Source organism: Streptococcus suis, from assembly GCA_022354845.1.
In the GTDB taxonomy this organism is placed as follows: Bacteria; Bacillota; Bacilli; order Lactobacillales; family Streptococcaceae; genus Streptococcus; species Streptococcus suis_AA.
The window spans coordinates 1159509-1177734 of record CP031970.1 but is presented as its reverse complement, the minus strand read 5'-3'; the positions used below and the strand labels follow the sequence as shown (position 1 = coordinate 1177734).

The 18226-nt window shown below is 39.7% G+C and carries 18 protein-coding genes; 12 read left to right on the top strand and 6 right to left on the bottom strand.

The annotated features are described in order from the left end of the window. Position 1: 1 nt before the first annotated feature. Genes ylqF through D2A30_06175 form a run of 3 tightly spaced genes read left to right on the top strand, consistent with a single transcriptional unit; the run spans position 2 to position 2626 of the window. Complete coding sequence (gene ylqF / locus D2A30_06185; protein ID ULL21190.1) at positions 2 to 853, top strand: ribosome biogenesis GTPase YlqF; 852 nt, start codon at positions 2 to 4, stop codon at positions 851 to 853. Continuing rightward, the gene (locus tag D2A30_06180) at positions 840 to 1613 is read left to right on the top strand and encodes a ribonuclease HII (protein ID ULL21189.1); all 774 of its coding nucleotides are present in this window, start codon (positions 840 to 842) and stop codon (positions 1611 to 1613) included. The genes ylqF and D2A30_06180 overlap by 14 nt, the downstream gene beginning before the upstream one ends. A gap of 2 nt (positions 1614 to 1615) precedes the next feature. Beyond that, the gene (locus D2A30_06175; GenBank protein ULL21188.1) at positions 1616 to 2626 is read left to right on the top strand and encodes a YdcF family protein; all 1011 of its coding nucleotides are present in this window, start codon (positions 1616 to 1618) and stop codon (positions 2624 to 2626) included. A gap of 35 nt (positions 2627 to 2661) precedes the next feature. Here D2A30_06175 and D2A30_06170 read toward each other — a convergent pair whose 3' ends face one another. The 4 genes from D2A30_06170 to D2A30_06155 all read right to left on the bottom strand — a co-directional run bounded on the left by D2A30_06170 (position 2662) and on the right by D2A30_06155 (position 5949). After that, positions 2662 to 3312: a hemolysin III family protein gene (locus tag D2A30_06170; GenBank protein ULL21187.1), complete on the bottom strand. Its 651-nt coding sequence runs from the start codon at positions 3310 to 3312 to the stop codon at positions 2662 to 2664. Beyond that, complete coding sequence (locus D2A30_06165; GenBank protein ID ULL21186.1) at positions 3302 to 3853, bottom strand: DUF1836 domain-containing protein; 552 nt, start codon at positions 3851 to 3853, stop codon at positions 3302 to 3304. The genes D2A30_06170 and D2A30_06165 overlap by 11 nt, the downstream gene beginning before the upstream one ends. 108 nt (positions 3854 to 3961) lie before the next feature. Continuing rightward, complete coding sequence (locus D2A30_06160; protein ID ULL21185.1) at positions 3962 to 5617, bottom strand: CoA-disulfide reductase; 1656 nt, start codon at positions 5615 to 5617, stop codon at positions 3962 to 3964. Then, positions 5614 to 5949, bottom strand: a complete 336-nt coding sequence (locus tag D2A30_06155) for a rhodanese-like domain-containing protein (protein ULL21184.1) — start codon at positions 5947 to 5949, stop codon at positions 5614 to 5616. The genes D2A30_06160 and D2A30_06155 overlap by 4 nt, the downstream gene beginning before the upstream one ends. 120 nt (positions 5950 to 6069) lie before the next feature. Between D2A30_06155 and D2A30_06150 the strand changes: the two genes are divergently transcribed. The 8 genes from D2A30_06150 to D2A30_06115 all read left to right on the top strand — a co-directional run bounded on the left by D2A30_06150 (position 6070) and on the right by D2A30_06115 (position 13575). Beyond that, on the top strand, positions 6070 to 6330 hold the full coding sequence (locus D2A30_06150; protein ULL21183.1) for a metal-sensitive transcriptional regulator: 261 nt from the start codon (positions 6070 to 6072) through the stop codon (positions 6328 to 6330). 10 nt (positions 6331 to 6340) lie between these two features. Beyond that, positions 6341 to 6904 carry a sugar O-acetyltransferase gene (locus tag D2A30_06145; GenBank protein ID ULL21182.1) on the top strand — a complete coding sequence of 188 codons (564 nt, stop codon included), beginning with the start codon at positions 6341 to 6343 and terminating at the stop codon, positions 6902 to 6904. A 58-nt stretch (positions 6905 to 6962) separates the two neighbouring features. After that, on the top strand, positions 6963 to 7805 hold the full coding sequence (dprA, locus tag D2A30_06140; GenBank protein ID ULL21181.1) for a DNA-protecting protein DprA: 843 nt from the start codon (positions 6963 to 6965) through the stop codon (positions 7803 to 7805). A 92-nt stretch (positions 7806 to 7897) separates the two neighbouring features. Beyond that, positions 7898 to 9991, top strand: a complete 2094-nt coding sequence (locus D2A30_06135) for a type I DNA topoisomerase (protein ID ULL21180.1) — start codon at positions 7898 to 7900, stop codon at positions 9989 to 9991. 378 nt (positions 9992 to 10369) lie between these two features. Next, the gene (locus D2A30_06130; protein ULL21179.1) at positions 10370 to 10867 is read left to right on the top strand and encodes a 50S ribosomal protein L10; all 498 of its coding nucleotides are present in this window, start codon (positions 10370 to 10372) and stop codon (positions 10865 to 10867) included. Positions 10868 to 10934: 67 nt separating this feature from the next. Continuing rightward, positions 10935 to 11297: a 50S ribosomal protein L7/L12 gene (locus D2A30_06125; GenBank protein ID ULL21178.1), complete on the top strand. Its 363-nt coding sequence runs from the start codon at positions 10935 to 10937 to the stop codon at positions 11295 to 11297. A gap of 979 nt (positions 11298 to 12276) precedes the next feature. Beyond that, positions 12277 to 13029 carry a D-alanyl-D-alanine carboxypeptidase family protein gene (locus tag D2A30_06120; GenBank protein ID ULL21177.1) on the top strand — a complete coding sequence of 251 codons (753 nt, stop codon included), beginning with the start codon at positions 12277 to 12279 and terminating at the stop codon, positions 13027 to 13029. Positions 13030 to 13125: 96 nt separating this feature from the next. Continuing rightward, positions 13126 to 13575, top strand: coding sequence for a VOC family protein (locus tag D2A30_06115; GenBank protein ID ULL21176.1), 450 nt, complete (start codon positions 13126 to 13128; stop codon positions 13573 to 13575). Between the two features lie 63 nt (positions 13576 to 13638). Here the strand turns inward: D2A30_06115 and D2A30_06110 are convergent, their stop codons facing one another. Continuing rightward, complete coding sequence (locus tag D2A30_06110; protein ULL21175.1) at positions 13639 to 15249, bottom strand: permease; 1611 nt, start codon at positions 15247 to 15249, stop codon at positions 13639 to 13641. Continuing rightward, positions 15246 to 15989, bottom strand: coding sequence for an ABC transporter ATP-binding protein (locus D2A30_06105; GenBank protein ULL21174.1), 744 nt, complete (start codon positions 15987 to 15989; stop codon positions 15246 to 15248). Before D2A30_06105 ends, D2A30_06110 begins: the two co-directional genes overlap by 4 nt. A 280-nt stretch (positions 15990 to 16269) precedes the next feature. On the opposite strand from D2A30_06105, the gene uvrC reads away from it, so the two are divergent. Beyond that, positions 16270 to 18039: an excinuclease ABC subunit UvrC gene (gene uvrC, locus D2A30_06100; GenBank protein ULL21173.1), complete on the top strand. Its 1770-nt coding sequence runs from the start codon at positions 16270 to 16272 to the stop codon at positions 18037 to 18039. Positions 18040 to 18226 lie beyond the last annotated feature (187 nt).

Here is an 18226-nt window from a genome sequence, read left to right as displayed (position 1 = left end):
CATGGCAATTATTCAATGGTTCCCGGGCCATATGTCAAAAGCTCGCAGGCAGGTGCAGGAGAACATCAAGCACGTTGATTTCGTGACTATTTTGGTCGATGCCCGCTTGCCCCTATCCAGCCAAAATCCTATGCTGACCAAGATTGTTGGTGACAAGCCCAAGCTAATGATTCTAAACAAGGTCGATTTAGCAGACCCCGTTCGTACCAAAGAATGGCAGAGCTACTTTGAAGAACAGGGCATCCGTACCCTTGCCATCAACTCAAAAGAGCAAGCGACGGTGAAAAAGGTGACCGACGCAGCCAAGAGTTTGATGAAAGACAAGATTGAACGCCTCCGAGAAAGAGGAATTCAAAAAGAAACCCTGCGTACCATGATTATCGGTATTCCAAACGCTGGAAAGTCCACCCTGATGAACCGTCTGGCTGGTAAGAAAATCGCCGTTGTCGGCAACAAACCAGGTGTGACGAAAGGTCAACAGTGGCTCAAGTCCAATAAAGATCTTGAAATCCTTGATACACCAGGTATTCTCTGGCCTAAGTTTGAGGACCAGGAAGTTGGACTTAAGTTGGCTCTGACAGGAGCCATTAAGGATCAGCTCTTGCCTATGGATGAAGTAACTATTTTTGGTTTGGACTATTTCAAGGCCAACTACCCAGAACGTCTACAAGAGCGGTTCAAAGGCATGGATTTGGAGCAGGAAACGCCTGAACTCATCATGGACTGGACCAAGAAATTGGGCTTCCGTGATGATTATGACCGTTTTTACAACCTCTTTGTCAAGGACGTTCGAGATGGGCGTTTGGGAACCTATACATTAGACAGGGTGAGTGACTTAGATGGCAACAATTAAGGAAGTGACTGCTCTGCTGGCTCAGGTAGACAATCTAGACAGCCCTGTCTGGGCGGACTTAGCTCAGGATGATCGAACAGGGATCCAGGCTGCCATCAAGAAACGCCAAAAGGAGTTGGAAAAAGAAGCAACAGAAGACGCTCGCTTAGAAGCTATGCTATGTTACGAAAAAGCCCTTTATGAAAATGGGGTGGAGTTAATCGCTGGCATCGATGAAGTCGGCCGGGGGCCTCTAGCAGGTCCTGTGGTGGCAGCGGCGGTTATCTTGCCCAAGGGCTGCAAAATCCGCTACCTCAACGACTCCAAGAAAATCCCCAAGTCCAAGCACGAGGCAATTTACAATGAAATAATTGAGCATGCTGTAGCAGTCGGTGTAGGCGTCAAAGATGCAGCTGTCATCGACCAGGTCAACATCTACGAGGCGACCAAGTTAGCTATGCTGGAGGCTTTGGGGCAGTTGAGCCAAGAGCCTGAACATCTCTTAATAGATGCTATGAAGTTGGATACCTCCATACCGCAAACTTCTATCATCAAGGGAGATGCCAATAGCCTATCTATCGCAGCTGCCTCAATCGTGGCCAAGGTGACGCGGGACAAGATGATGGCGGATTATGACAAGGAATTCTCAGGCTACGGATTTGCTAAGAATGCTGGTTATGGAACGTCAGAGCATTTGGAAGGTTTGAACAAGCTAGGCATCACGCCAATTCACCGTAAGACCTTTGAGCCGATTAAGTCTATGGTAGCTGGGGGGGACTAGTCTTGACAGTCTTTTTCTGGTTATTTTTAGCGGCTATCGGTTTGTTTGCTCTCATCTATTTCTGGGAACGGCGGTCGATTTTTATCTCACTGTTTGCCTTGAACATCCCCGTCTGGGCCTTGGCATGGATTATCTCAACAGGCATTCTCGAAAACAATGAAATCTTGCGCTTGCTGGCTATAGCAGTGGCTATGGTGCTCTTTTTAGCCTTGTTAAGTGGTCCATTTGTCTTGATTTTCACACTTTATCTAAATGGTTTTCAGATTTTGAAGAGAGAAGGGGTTCACTTACATAATTTCCTATCCATGGGACTGGCGGTTGCCCTGACTTTCTATCTCTTCATCGCTCCCTTTGTTGTTCAATCCTTTTCAGACATCAGCTTTTTCAATATGGTGTTCATCTACGTTGGTTTTTTGGTGTCCTATGCCATTATCATCAGCATGCTCTATACCACGTCTAGCTTTATCAATTTGGTGAATCTCTTCCCAGGCAAGCTTGATTATGTGGTGGTCTTAGGTGCTGGCTTGATTGGTGACAAGGTAACACCACTTTTGGCTTCGCGGATTGAAAAAGGCATAGCAATCTACCAGAAACATCCTGGCAGCAAGCTTATCATGTCAGGCGGACAGGGTCCTGATGAACTCATGGCAGAAGGACAGGCCATGGCTAATTATGCCTTGGAACAGGGTATTCCTGTGGAAGATATTGTGATAGAAAACCAATCAACCAATACCGAGGAAAACTTGAAATTTTCCTATGCCCTGATGAAACCTGGCAGTCGATTTGCCCTTGTAACCAATTACTATCACGTTTTCAGAGCTTTGCTATTAGCGCAACAATTGAAAATCAAGTGTATCGGATATGGCGCAAAAACCAGATTTTACTTTAGCCTTAATGCCTTCATTCGGGAATTTGTCGGCTATGTGGTCATGAGTCGAAAGGCGCATCTAGTTGTAATAGGTATTGTTTCAGTGATTTATCTGTGTGGAATGATTATCAGTTTGATGTTTTAAGAAAACAGCCTCTAGTTTGACTAGAAGCTGTTTTCTTATAACATAAAGTAGACAATGGCGATATATTGCAGTGCCGAAGCTAATAGGATAAAGAGATGCCAAATCATATGGAAATAGGGCTTTTTCTTGGCGTAGAAGAGGGCTCCAATAGTATAAGATAAACCACCAGCTAGCATCAGAATTCCGAAAACAAGTCCAGTCTTTTGAAGAATGGCTGGCAAGATAAAGAGAACCAACCAGCCCATAAAAAGATAGAGAAAAAGGCTGAATTTTTCATTGATTTTTTTGGCAAATATTTTGTAGAGAATACCAAAAATAGTTAATCCCCACTGCAAACCAACAATTAGATACCCCAACCAACCACCGACCAAGGATAGGGCGACAGGTGTGTAACTTCCAGCGATAGCAATGTAAATCATACTGTGGTCGATGATACGCAGGATGTATTTGTGGATCGACGTGTAGGGCATGGAGTGATAGATGGAAGAGGATAAGAACATGAGAAAGAGGCTGATGACAAAGATAGACATGCCAACTACCGCTGTCACATTATAATCTTGAAAGGAATGAATAGCTGTAACAGGAAGCAAAGCAAGCATCAATAGAGCTCCAACCGCATGTGTGACACTGTTAGCAACTTCTTCACCAAAGGAAAGTTGTAGGCTTAATTTCAAACTAGGATTCATGTTGGCTCCTTTCTAAATCAACTGTGAGCTGACGGGTTTTATAATAAAGTTTGACGGACTGACAAGCAAATCGGATAATATCAGGTGTTTTTTCGTTCTCTTTATCCCTCATACAATCTACAAAATGATTGTATAGGCTTTCTGAATCACTAGAATTGAGTAACAAGTTTAAGGTTTGACTAATTTCTTGAATAGAAAAGACATTTTTTAATATAGTCAAGGCTATCAACCGTGCCACCTGGTGTTTCTGATATTTTTTCTTAATTGGTTTTTCAATCTGTTTGTGTTTGACGTAGTTATTGATCATTGCAGCTGTTAATACTCTTCGAAAATCAACATTATCCGTTGTCAACTTGCCTTGATAAACCCCAGTTCTGTCATCGGCTTCGTTTCCTAGGCTACTATTGATTTTCATTGAGTATGAACAATTCTGTTCAAGGCTTTCCTGAGAATTGACTACTTGATTTACATACAGCAGGACTTGGTCCAAATACAAATCTAAATCAGGTAATTCATGCCAGTAGGGGAGGATTTGTTTCATAATTATTTACTTTCTCTTTTCTAGTATTCATAACTAGATTGTAAGACAATCCTTTTCTATTGTCAAGAAAAAAAGTATCTGCATTCGGAAATGACAGATACTTTTTTCTTATTTTGGTACAACAATTTTTTCTGGCAAGGCCATTTTGTATAGCGAATAAGCGCCATCCAAATTTTTTACGGTGAATCCCATTTCTTTCAAAAGCCGTTCGGCAATGTAAGAACGAAGTCCGCTGTGACAGCTGACGATGTATTCTTTTGCAGGGTCCAACTCATCAATTCGATCACGTAGTTGATCCAGGGGGATATGAAGAAAGTCCTTGAATTGTCCACTTGGAAGCTCTGCTGGATTACGAACATCCAGCAAGATTTTTCCAGCAGCGAGCTCTTCCTCTAACTGGTGCCATTGGATATTTTGGCTAATTCCTTCAGCGATATTCATGGCAGCATATCCAATCATATTGACAGGGTCTTTGGCTGAGCCAAATGGCGGAGCATAAGTCAATTCTAATTCTGGCAAATCAAAAATTGTTAAACCAGCTTTGATGGCTGTGGCCAGTACATCGATTCGCTTGTCAATCCCTTTTTTTCCAACAGCTTGAGCACCAAAGATTTTACCATCAGTTGGTGAGAAAATGAGTTTTAGAACAATTTCTGTTGCACCAGGATAGTAACTAGCATGGTCTTTACCTGTTGTATGTACAACGGCATGTTTGTAACCTAATGCTTGTACAGCACGTTCGCTTAATCCTGTTGAAGCAGCAGCAAGGTCAAAGACCTTAACGATTGCAGTTCCGATTGAACCTCTATTCTTGCGAGGGAGACCTGTAATGACATCGGCCACTTGTCGCCCTTGACGGTTTGCAGGTGAAGCTAATGAAATTAAGGCATCCTGACCAGTGATTTCTTGTTTGACGATGATCGCGTCTCCAACAGCATAGATATGTTTTTGACTAGTTTGATAGTTCTGATCAACTAGTATGCCCCCTCGAAGACCTAGTTCGATTCCTGCTTGACTTGCTAATTCACTATCTGGTGCGACACCGACTGAAAGAATTGTAATATCTGAAGCTAAGGTTTGACCATTAGATAGCTCTAAAATTTGTCCCTTATCATGAAAAGCGGTAACAGATTGACCTGTTATCACATGTACGCCTTTTTCGCTTAACTCTGTCTCAATGTACCGAGCCATTTCCAAATCAAAAGTTGGTAAGACATGAGGAGCTTGCTCAACTAGAGTGACTGTCAGTCCTTTTAGGGCCAAGTTTTCAGCCATCTCTAGACCGATAAAACCAGCACCAATTACAACTGCCTTTCCTGAATTGATTTGTTCTAATTTTGCCATAATCTTATCTAAGTCAGGTACATTCCGTAAGGTAAAGAGATTCTCAGCTTCAGCAATCCCTTTTAGTGGCGGGATGACAGGCTTAGCTCCCGGTGACAAAATGAGTTTATCATAGGATTCCATGATTTCACCATTAGGTGTTTGAACGGTAACTGTTTGAAGGTCAGGGTTGATGTTGACCACCTCGTGGTAGGGGCGGACATCTAAGTTAAATCTATTTCGTAAACTTTCTGGCGTTTGAAGTAATAAACTGTCGTGCTCAGCTATTTCTCCAGAGATATGATAGGGTAGACCGCAGTTGGCAAAAGAGACAAATGGCCCTTTTTCAAAAACGATGATCTCTGCATCTTCCATAAGACGACGAAGACGTGTAGCAGCGGACATCCCACCTGCGACACCGCCGATAACAATGACTTTCATTTTTTTCCTCCTTTAATTGATCCATTCCATGCATTCATACCACCCTGAATGTTAGTTGCTTGATAGCCTTGTTCCTTGAGAAAATCTGTCGCACGCTGACTGCGCATACCTGATTGACAGATGATAACATAATGTGTATCTTTATTACCTTTGAAAGAATCAAGTTGGCTTAATGGCATATTTTTCGCCTGTGGTATATGACCATTGATAAATTCGTCCTCTTCACGAACGTCAAGTAAAATGGTGTTATTCTCTGTTAGTGTTTGCTCTAAGGCAGAAATTGGAATGCCCTCTCCTGTTGAAAACATTCCTGAAAAAATTTGTTTAAACATATCTACTCCTTTTCTACTCCTTTTCCATACCCTATAGGGTATATAAAATATAACAATTATATCAGTAGGTGTCAAGTATTATAATTGACATTTTGTAAAACTAACTGTACCATAGTTAGTATGAAAACAGAAAAAAAGAACATGATGAATCGTCTAAAACGAGCAGAAGGTCAACTTCGTGGTATCCAAAAGATGATTGATGAAGAACAAGAGTGTATTGATATCGTAACGCAATTGAGCGCTGTCCGTTCAAGTATTAATAGTATTATGGGGTTAGTGATTGCCCAAAAAGTACAAGCTTGTATTGAGCATCCATCTGATAATCCTGAAGAACAGGAAGCTCGGTTACAAGAAGCAATCACCTTGATTGTTAAAAAATAGGGGGTGGGGTATGAAAACTGAGAGAGAAAAAATGGTTGCTGGCCAATTTTACATTGCATCGGATCCAGAATTAAGACATATGAGGAAAACCGCCCGTCAACAGATGCAAGTCTTTAATTTTAATAATGAACTCGATGGAGCTAAACGATCGGAGATTTTGAAGACTTTGTTTGGAAAGACTGGCAATCGCATTTACATGGAACCTAATTTCTATTGTGATTACGGAAGCAACATTCATGTCGGAGAGGATTTCTATGCTAATTTCAACTGTACTATGCTTGATGTCTGTCCGATACGAATTGGGAAAAATGCTATGCTCGGTCCCAATGTGCAACTGCTGACTCCTTTACATCCCTTGGACCCTGTCGAACGCAATTCTGGCTTGGAATATGGCGCACCTATTACCATTGGTGATAATTTCTGGGCTGGTGGTGGTGTGACAATCTTACCAGGCGTGACCTTGGGCAACAATGTCGTTGTCGGTGCAGGTAGTGTTGTTACTAAATCTTTTGGTGATAATGTCGTGTTGGCTGGTAATCCTGCGCGTGTTATCAAAGAAATACCTCATCACTAATTCTCCCTTTGGGAGATTTTTTCTTTCCCTTGCGAATAGTATAAGTGAGGTGAAGAAAATGAATAATTTTGAATTGTTTAAATGGAAAAAAGCAGGCTTGTCCAATCTTAATATTAATAAAGTTTTGGCCTATCAAGAAAAACAAGGTAAAAAATTAACTTTACGGAATGTCGCTGTAGTATCTGAATGTAAAAATCCAATTCTTTTCATGGAAAATTATAAGAATTTAGATACTAAGGCTTGCCGGGAGGAATTTAATAAGTATCCATCTTTTTCAATTTTGGATGATATTTATCCCACAACTTTAAAACAAATTTATAATCCACCAGTTCTCTTATTTTATCAAGGTGATCTTGAATTACTTGAAAAATCAAAATTGGCGGTGGTAGGTACACGCAATGCCAGTGAAAATGGCATTCAATCTGTTCAGAAAATTATCAAAGAACTCAATAATCGCTTTGTCATTGTGAGTGGTATGGCCAGGGGGATTGATACGGTAGCTCATATTGCGAGTTTGAAAAATGGCGGACAAACCATTGCAGTGATTGGAACAGGATTAGATAAGGTATATCCTAAGGAAAACAAGGAGTTACAACACTATATTGGAAAACATCAATTAGTGCTAACAGAGTATGAACCAAATGCCCAGCCTTTAAAATACCATTTCCCCGAACGAAACCGCATTATTGCCGGATTAGCTGAAGGTCTGGTGGTCTGTGAGGCAAAGATACGGTCTGGTAGCTTGATTACTTGCGAACGTGCCTTGGAAGAAGGAAGAGAAGTTTATGCCATTCCTGGTTCTATTGTGGATGGAAAATCAGATGGCTGTCATCATTTGATACAGGAAGGGGCAAAGTGCATTACATCAGGCTTGGACATCCTTTCAGACTATCGATTTTAAAACAAGTTTTCCTATAGGAAAATAAAAATCTTGACACTGACTAAAAAATAGTATATTCTTTGTGAGATTAACAATATCAGTAAGGTAAAAGAATGGCTAAAAAAACAGTTAGTAAGAAAAAATCAACAACCAAGAAAAATCTTGTGATTGTGGAGTCGCCTGCCAAGGCGAAAACAATTGAAAAGTATCTTGGGAAAAATTATAGGGTTGTTGCTTCAGTAGGACATGTTCGTGATTTGAAAAAATCGAGTATGTCTATTGACTTTGACAATAATTATGAACCTGAATATATAAATATTCGGGGAAAAGGTCCACTGATCAATTCATTGAAAAAAGAAGCAAAAAATGCCAAACAAGTCTTTTTAGCGAGTGACCCGGACCGTGAAGGGGAGGCTATTTCTTGGCATTTGGCTCACATATTGGGCTTGGATGAAAATGACAAAAACCGTGTTGTCTTCAATGAAATCACAAAAGATGCCGTTAAAAATGCCTTTCAAGAACCGCGTGCTATCAATTTAGATTTAGTAAATGCCCAACAAGCGCGTCGCGTTTTGGACCGAATTGTCGGCTACTCTATTTCTCCCATTCTATGGAAGAAGGTTAAGAAAGGTTTGTCTGCTGGACGTGTCCAATCAGTTGCTCTCAAGCTCATTATTGACCGCGAAAATGAAATTAGTAATTTCAAGCCAGAAGAATACTGGACAATTGACGGAACTTTTAAAAAGGGCAGTAAGAAGTTTCAGGCTTCTTTTTATGGCTTAGATGGTAAGAAGGTCAAAATTGAAACCAACGACCAAGTTAAGGAAATACTTGCTCGTCTGGATGGAAATGACTTCCTTGTCGAGCAGGTTGAACGCAAAGAACGCAAACGAAATGCGCCTTTGCCATACACAACATCCACAATGCAGATGGATGCGGCCAATAAAATCAACTTCCGTACTCGTAAAACCATGATGGTTGCGCAACAATTATACGAAGGGGTAAGTCTTGGTACAGGCGGTACACAAGGTTTGATTACCTATATGCGTACGGATTCAACTCGTATCAGTCCTGTTGCTCAGGCGCAAGCTGCTGAATTTATTACTGAGCGCTTTGGTTCTAAGTATTCAAAACATAGCAATAAAGTCAAAAATGCTAGTGGTGCACAAGATGCCCACGAGGCCATTCGTCCATCAAATGTAAACCTAACACCAGAGTCGATTGCTAAGTACTTGGACAAAGATCAATTACGACTCTATACTCTTATTTGGAATCGTTTTGTAGCTAGTCAGATGGCTGCGGCAGTCTTTGATACGATGAGTGTCCGTTTGGGACAAAATGGCGTTATCTTCGCTGCTAATGGCAGTCAAATCAAGTTTGATGGTTACATGGCTGTTTATAATGATGCTGATAAAAATAAAATGTTACCAGAAATGTCGGAGGGAGACACTGTTGTTAGAACAGCTACAACTCCTGAGCAACATTTCACTCAGCCACCAGCTCGTTATTCAGAAGCCACTTTGATTAAAACCTTGGAAGAAAATGGAGTAGGTCGTCCCTCAACTTATGCACCAACGATTGAAACCATTCAAAAACGGTATTATGTCAAGCTTGCTGCGAAACGATTTGAACCGACAGAGTTGGGTGAAATCGTAAATAAATTGATTGTTGAATTCTTCCCTGATATTGTCAATGTCAAATTTACAGCCGAAATGGAACAAAAATTGGATGATGTAGAAATCGGGAAAGAGCAGTGGCAGAAGGTCATTGATGGTTTCTATCAGCCATTCAAGGTAGAATTATCTAAGGCAGAAGAACAGATGGAAAAAATCCAAATTAAGGATGAACCAGCTGGCTTTAATTGTGATGTCTGTGGACATGAAATGGTTATTAAATTAGGACGTTTTGGAAAATTCTATGCATGTAGCAATTTCCCAGATTGTCGCAATACCAAGCAAATCACTAAAGAAATTGGTGTGACTTGTCCTGTTTGCCAAAAAGGGCAAGTGATTGAACGCAAGAGTAAACGCAATCGTCTTTTCTATGGTTGCGATCGCTACCCAGAGTGTGAATTTACTTCTTGGGACAAGCCAGTCGGGCGTTCTTGTCCGAAGTGTGACCACTATCTCGTAGAGAAAAAAGTTCGTGGTGGTAGTAAACAAGTCGTTTGTCCAAATGGTGATTACGAAGAAGAAAAAGTAAAATAGTATCAGTCTGGTGACCTATAAGTTTCCAAATTTGTGAAAGCCCTGCATAATAATAGCTTAAGGTCACTGTATTCAACGACAGGATTTTAAGCTTTTTCTATTTTAGAGTGAATGATTAGCTGACTTTAACGACGCCTTTCAGTGAGAAATAGAAATTTATTTAAAAAAACAGTAGAAAGTTCTTGCGTTCTTAGGATTTGTATGGTAATATGAATAAGGTTTGAAAAAACTGACCTAAGACAGTAGGGGAGCTAGACTCATAAACATCCTACCGAGGCACAAAACGATTATTGATTTATAAACGTATTTGTACTTTCGTGTCTAGGTTTAGGTGCGATTTTTTTGTGCCTAGCCCAAAATAAAAACGGAGGTAAAAAAATGAGTGAAGCTATTATCGCTAAAAAAGCGGAATTAGTAAATGACGTTGCTGAGCAAATGAAAGCTGCAACATCTATCGTTGTTGTAGACTCTCGTGGTTTGACAGTAGAACAAGATACAGTTCTTCGTCGTAACTTGCGTGGTGCTGAAGTTGAGTACAAAGTTATCAAAAACTCAATCTTGCGTCGTGCTGCTGAGCAAGCTGGTCTTGAAGGTCTTGCGGAATTGTTTGTAGGTCCATCTGCTGTTGCATTCTCAAACGATGCAGTGGCTCCAGCTAAAACAATTTACGATTTCGCGAAAACTGCTGATGCTCTTGAAATCAAAGGTGGAGCTGTAGAAGGTAAAGTTTCTTCTAAAGAAGAAATCGAAGCACTTGCTACATTGCCAAACCGCGAAGGCATGCTTTCTATGTTGCTTTCTGTACTTCAAGCACCAGTTCGCAACGTTGCATACGCTGTCAAAGCTGTTGCAGAAAAAGAAGAAGACGCTGCTTAATGTGTCAGAGCGTAGCTGCTTAGTGCTACACACTATTTAAAAAAACCAAAATTGGAGGAAAATCACAATGGCATTGAACATTGAAAACATTATTGCTGAAATTAAAGAAGCTACTATCCTTGAGCTTAACGACCTCGTTAAAGCTATCGAAGAAGAATTTGGTGTAACTGCGGCTGCTCCTGTAGCTGCTGCTGCAGCTGGTCCAGTTGAAGAAGCTAAAGATTCATTTGACGTTGAATTGACATCTGTTGGCGACAAAAAAGTTGGCGTTATCAAAGTTGTACGTGAAATCACAGGTCTTGGTCTTAAAGAAGCTAAAGAACTTGTTGATGGTGCACCAGCTGTCGTTAAAGAAGGCGTTGCAACTGCAGAAGCTGAAGAAATCAAAGCTAAACTTGAAGAAGCTGGCGCTTCAGTTACTCTTAAATAATAGAGCAACTACTCAAGTAGCCTAAATATAAGATATAACCGCTATTTTACGGAGTAGCGGTTTTTTGTTGGAAAGAATATCCATTTGATTTTAAATGAGTATTAGTTACTAAAGAGAGTGATTATTACATTGCGTAGCTCTGACTATCAGAAACAGCTTTGGTCTCGTTAGCAAAAATCATTCAGAAATGCCAGTAAAACGAGTTTTGAGGAATTTGTGGACATCGTAGCAATTATTTTAAATCATTTGGAGTTTTGTATTGTATGCTGACAGGAACTGACAGATGATGGAATATGAATTTTTCTTTACAACGATAAAGAAAGATTGTTCTTGATTCCTAAAATAGAAGAGTTTTATAATATGGTATTAATTGGTTCATAATAGTTCTGTAAAAATATATACTGTAGAAAATTGTCGATTCAGTCAATAAGTCACTTTTTTGACGAAAAATTGATTTATTGGTATTTTTTTTGTGTCGATTAGGGGCGTGCTAGTCACGTCTGAGAGGATCTGATGCGTCAGTCCTCCCATTTTTTTATTAATCCTTGGTTGCTTTAAGAAGTGCTACCGATAACTTTAATAGTTCTTTGATATGACAGCAAAACCGTGATTTCTACTATTTAAGTATAATTAAACGAAGTTATTTATCTAATTTAGTCAATTCGGATTCAGCAGTTAAGAATGTATTTTAAAGTTCCTTAAGATACTTTCGGTTGATTTTGACATCATGGTGATTGTTGAAGTTGCTTGAGAAGGTACAGCTACATACTTCCATGAAGGTGTAAAATCAGTTAACGCAGCTACTCCATGAGTGGAAAATCTATCTACTTAGTTAACTGGATTATATTCTAGTGCAATATCTGAACAAACAGAAAGCTTTGTATAATTGTATCGAAACGATTGATTATCACAAATATTAGAATTTATTCCTTATTTTTGTTACAATGTAAGCAACGAATGAAAGTTGTGTGATAAAAAAATGAAAAAATACATGTTCGGAATGGTGTGTTGTTTAGTATTAGCTGGTTGTAGCCAGCAGAGTAATTCTACTAAAGCAAGCTCCTCAACATCAACTGAAATTACTGAGGCTCAAACTCAGACAACTAATAGCTCCGCTCAGAGCTCTTCAACGGGAGAAGAAACGATTGAATCTAGTAGTTCGGAAACAGGAACATCCACTAAAGCAACCTTCAATGGTTCTTATTATAGTGTTCAAGGGAAATATGGTGAAGTAGTTATTGCCAATAAGAAACACCCTCTTGCGAAAGACTATGCACCAGGGGAAAATCCAGAAGCACTGGCTGCTTTTCAGCAATTAGTTGCAGACATGCAAGCGAAAGGATTTGATGTTTCAAATAATTACAGTGGCTTCCGGTCATATGAAACCCAGGCCACACTCTACCAATCCTATGTCAATCAAGAAGGACAGGCTGTAGCAGACACTTATTCTGCTCGACCAGGCTATAGTGAGCACCAAACTGGTTTAGCTTTTGATATATTGGATTCTGCTGGCAATTTATTAGAAGAGCCAACAGCTTCAAAATGGCTAGCAGATAACGCTCGTTTGTACGGATTTATAGTACGCTACCAACCAGGAAAGGAAAGTAGTACTGGCTATATTGCAGAATCATGGCATGTTCGCTACATTGGTCAAGAAGCAACGGATATTTATCAATCTGGTTTAACCTTAGAAGAATATTATGGTGTTCCTGGTGGCGATTACCAAGAATAAGCTTATCAAAATAAAAATTTTAAGACCGAGACGAAAGATTTGTCCGTATGATTCACTCGTGTTATAATGAATCATTAAAAAATTCGAAGTTCCATCATGATTAAAGCAATGGAAGTATATTTGGTAACAAACGGTAATGGTTTGGAAGCTATTGACTTTTACAAAGAAGCACTCGGTGCATTTATCGAACAAGTGAATTTATTTAAAGATTTCTTGCCAGATTGCCCTGCAGAATTGGAAAATAATGTTATGAATGCTCAGTTACGTTTGCCTAACGGTCAACGTTTCATGTTATCAGACAACAGCCCAGAAATGCCTTATACAGCAGGCGATAACATCACGGTTGCCCTGATAACCGATGACGCAGAAACTGCTAAGGTTTTCTATGACAAATTATCACAAGATGCTAAAGCGATTAATATGGAACTTCAAGCAGTTCCATGGTCACCAGCCTATGGTAATGTAACGGATAAATTTGGTATTTCATGGCAAGTGAATGCTGAGGTTGCAGATTATGGTCAGGAATACTACGCAGAACAAGAATAAAAACAATTCAAAACGACACAGTCTGAACATGCTGTGTCGTTTTTTTAATCTATTTTGTTTTTCTTATTGCGGTAGTTTGCTCCAATATGCCTTGTGAAGAAATACTTGGAGTAAGGTTGCTGCAACCAAAATAAGGGTTAGTAGAGCTGCACTAACATAAACAGCATTATAGGCATTTGCGACGAAAATGCTGATGGTGACTAAGATAGCACCAACCATCATCGTCAAGAGTATGCTTCCAGCTATCAGCCATTGCCCACTTCCACGGCCAAATAATTGATTGCTATTTTGCCAATTGAGAACTAATAGTCGTTGATCGCGCCAATAGTAAATCTGGCCAACCAATAGGGCAGAAAGTAGAAGCCCTATTGTAAAGAAAATGGATAAAAGAAGGTGAACTTTAAATAGCACAAAGGCTAAGGTGAAGTATAAAATAGTTGGAAGTAGGAATTGTACAAATGCAATGACTTTAAATTTTTGAATAGTAAATTGTTTAAAGGAGAGAGGTAATGTACGGATAAAATGATAATTTTCCTTCTCTAGGGACATCGCAACTCCTAAAAATGTTGTTACACCAGCAAACATACTTCCTAATAGGATACCGATTAACATAGCAATGCCAAAATAATCAGGTGATATTGTACTCAATCCTCCGTCATTAGCAAATCGTGAGACACTCGGATACAATGCAAAACCAATCACAACAGGCTGGACAAAACTTTGAACCAACAGGTTGCTATCTTTCAGTGTAGATAGATGGTGTTTTACCAAGGCTTTTTGTAAATTGCTTGGTAGTTTTGCAGGTTTTTTCTTGCGGGTTTGGCCAGAAACGGCATCAATTTCTAATAACTGATCGAAATAGTGAGGCATTATCTCTTTTACGATATAGTATACTAAGCCAAGTGTGATTGCGAGCGGTAGTAGGAAGTTGATGGCAGTTTCTAGTGATAAAGGTTGGCTGACGATGTAATGAAATCCTACAAAAATTGGTATTTTTGGGAAGTTGACAAACCCATTAGATTCTAATGAAACAATTTGTTGAGATTGAAGAAATAGCATTGCACCAATCGCAATGAGTGTGGACACCGTCATCAGGATTGTTGAAATCATGGTCTTTTGTGAACTTTTACGCAATACTTGACCGATAAAATGTAAAAGGACCAAGTTGATAATGTTTATGAACAGCCACAATAGGATAAATGATGGTAAAACGGCAATGAGTGCAGGAGCTCCGCCTATTTGCCAATAGGTAATCGATAAAAGAGAAAGACAGGGCATGAGGAAAGGTAGAACCATGCCTTGTGCAGACAAGACTTTTGCGATGAATACGTCCTGTGAACGCAGTGGCAAAGCGAGGTATAATTTTGTATCCTTACTGTCGTAGAACACTGAGAAAAATCCAGTGAATCCATAGACAATCGACATAATGGCAAAGATGGAAAGTTGGAGTGAGAAAAATCCAACTGATTCTGAATAATCTACGCCTAAAAAGAAAACAGTGTAAATAAAAGCGAACATGATCATCATAAAGATTTGTTGCCGTAGGATACTTTTATAGGCTGAAAATGATGCATTTTTCTTTTTATTCTGTTTCTTTTTGACAGAGGCCAGCAGTTGTGGGTTGGAATATAAAATATTAATTTTTATCAATTCCCAGATGATGGACTTCTTCATGCTTCCTCACCTGCCTTATCTTGTTGGCGTCCTGCTAATTCCAGATAAATTGTTTCTAAATCCTTATCTGGATATTGTGATTTCAATTCGTCAAGGCTTCCAAGAAAAATCAAGCGGCCTTTTCGCAGAATTCCGATACGGTCACATAATTGTTCTGCAACTGACAATACATGTGTTGAGAATAAGACGGTATTGCCAGCAGCTGCATGTTCTTTCATCATCTGTTTCAAATCAAAGGAAGCCTGTGGATCCAGTCCAGTTAATGGTTCATCCAATATCCAAATATCAGGATTGGAAATAAGCGCGCCAATGATAATTGTCTTTTGCCGCATACCATGAGAAAAACTGTCAATGGTTTCGTGCTGACGAGTTGTCATATCGAACAGTTGTCCTAATTTGCAGATTCGTTCATCAATCAAATTCTGAGGGACCTCGTAGACTTTACCCATAAAATTCCAATACTCGTATGCAGTTAGGTGGAGAAAGATATCTGGAGAGTCTGGAACGTAAGCGATACGTTTTTTTATGGCATTGCGGTGTTCAGCTAAATTTAACTGATCGACCAAGACGAGCCCCTCAGTCGCTTCAATAATAGAGGTTAATAGACTAATCGTTGTTGTTTTACCAGCACCATTGTGTCCAATCAAACCGAAAATCTCTCCACTCTCAATCCTTAAATTAAGATCGTCAAGTGCAAGGGTTTCGCCATAAGCTTTTGTAACGTGGTCAAATTGTATCATATTTTTCTCCTCATATTTCCCTAGGCTTGCCTATTCTACAGACTTTAAAATGGCCTTTCTTTTAGTCATCGAATATTAAACCAATGTGTCGTAAAGCCATTTTGGAAGTGTAAAAGAATAAACATATTTATATTTTTAATGTTATTATACTGCTTAATTAATACAAAATCAATTATTTTTTGTAGGTAGTGACCATACAGCTGTTTTAAAGAATTTGAGAATAAAGCAGTTTGATGATCAATAGTAGACTTACTATTTCTGATTCTGATATAATTAATCTATGAACGAAATCATTAAACATAAGTTAGAGTTACTTCCAGATAGTCCTGGCTGTTACCTCCATAAAAACAAGTACGGAAAGATTATTTATGTTGGTAAGGCCAAAAACCTGCGTAGTAGGGTGCGGTCTTATTTTCGTGGGGCTCATGATACCAAGACTGAAGCTTTAGTATCTGAAATTGCCGATTTTGAATTTATCGTAACAGATTCCAATATCGAGGCGCTCTTACTGGAAATCAATCTGATTCAGGAAAACAAGCCTCGCTATAACATCATGTTAAAGGATGACAAGTCCTATCCCTTTATCAAAATTACCAAAGAACGTCATCCACGGCTGATGATAACACGGCAGATTAAAAAGGATGGCGGTCAGTATTTTGGTCCCTATCCAGATGTGGGTGCGGCTAACCAGACCCTCAAACTATTGGAGCGTCTGTATCCTTTCCGCAAGTGCAAATTGCCTGAGAACAAGTACTGTATGTATTATCACTTGGGCCAATGTTTGGCCCACGGGGACAAGATGCCTAGTCTTTCTGATTATAATAAGATGAGTAAGGAAGTTGCTCAATTCTTAACAGGACACGATGATAAGATTGTTAAACAGGTGCAAGAAAAAATGAAAGTTGCTGCAACCAATCTTGAATTTGAAAGAGCTGCGGAATATCGAGATATTCTTCAATCTATTTCAACTCTGCGAACCAAGCAACGGGTTATGGCTCATGATTTGCAGAATCGGGATGTCTTTGGTTACTATGTTGACAAGGGATGGATGTGTGTGCAGGTTTTCTTTGTTCGTCAGGGGAAATTGATTGAGCGGAATGTCAATCTTTTTCCATATTATAATGATGCGGATGAAGACTTTTTGACCTACATCGGTCAGTTTTACAGGGACCAGCAACATTTGATTCCCTCAGAGGTCTTGATACCGCAAGATATTGACCAAGAAGCCGTAGAAGCACTGGTAGATACTAAGGTCATCAAGCCTCAGCGTGGCGAGAAGAAGCAACTCATCAATTTGGCAACCAAGAATGCGCGTGTCAGTCTGGAGCAGAAGTTTAATCTTTTGGAGAAAAATCTGGAGAAGACCTACGGTGCTGTAGAAAATATCGGTCAGCTTTTGGGGATTCCGACGCCTGTGCGGATTGAGGCTTTCGATAACTCCAACATTATGGGGACTAGCCCTGTATCGGCCATGGTGGTCTTTGAAAATGGGGTTCCTAATAAAAAAGAATACCGCAAGTATAAGATTAAGACGGTGGAAGGGCCAGATGATTATGCTTCCATGCGGGAAGTTTTGCAGCGGCGGTACAGTCGGGTACTTCGGGACGGTTTGACACCGCCTGATTTGATTATCATTGACGGTGGTCAGGGGCAGGTCAACATTGCTAAGCAGGTCATCGAGCAGGAGTTAGGCATGTCTATACCAATTGCAGGTTTGCAGAAGAATGACAAGCACCAAACCCATGAATTGCTCTTTGGAAATCCGTTGGAAGTAGTTGAGTTGCCACGTAATTCACAGGAATTTTTCCTCCTGCATCGGATTCAGGATGAGGTTCACCGCTTTGCCATTGATTTTCATCGTCAGGTCCGGTCTAAAAATTCTTTCTCATCCAAATTGGATGGTATTGATGGCTTGGGACCAAAACGAAAGCAGGCCTTGATGAAACACTTCAAATCAATTGGAAAAATCCAATTGGCAAGTGTCCAAGAAATTGCAGATGTAGGTGTTCCCTATAAGGTGGCGGAAAGAGTGAAAGAAAAAATGAAATAATGAAAATGAAAAAAATACGAAAAATTTGAATAAAAAGACATATAAATGCTTTACAATATTTGCAAAATATATTATGCTATTTTTATTAAGTACTTGGTAAGCTTTATTTTTCAGTTTTTGTTCTACCTTATCCTATTCTTTATGCAGACTCTGATGTAGATGAAACAGAAGAATTCAGAATTGCTCA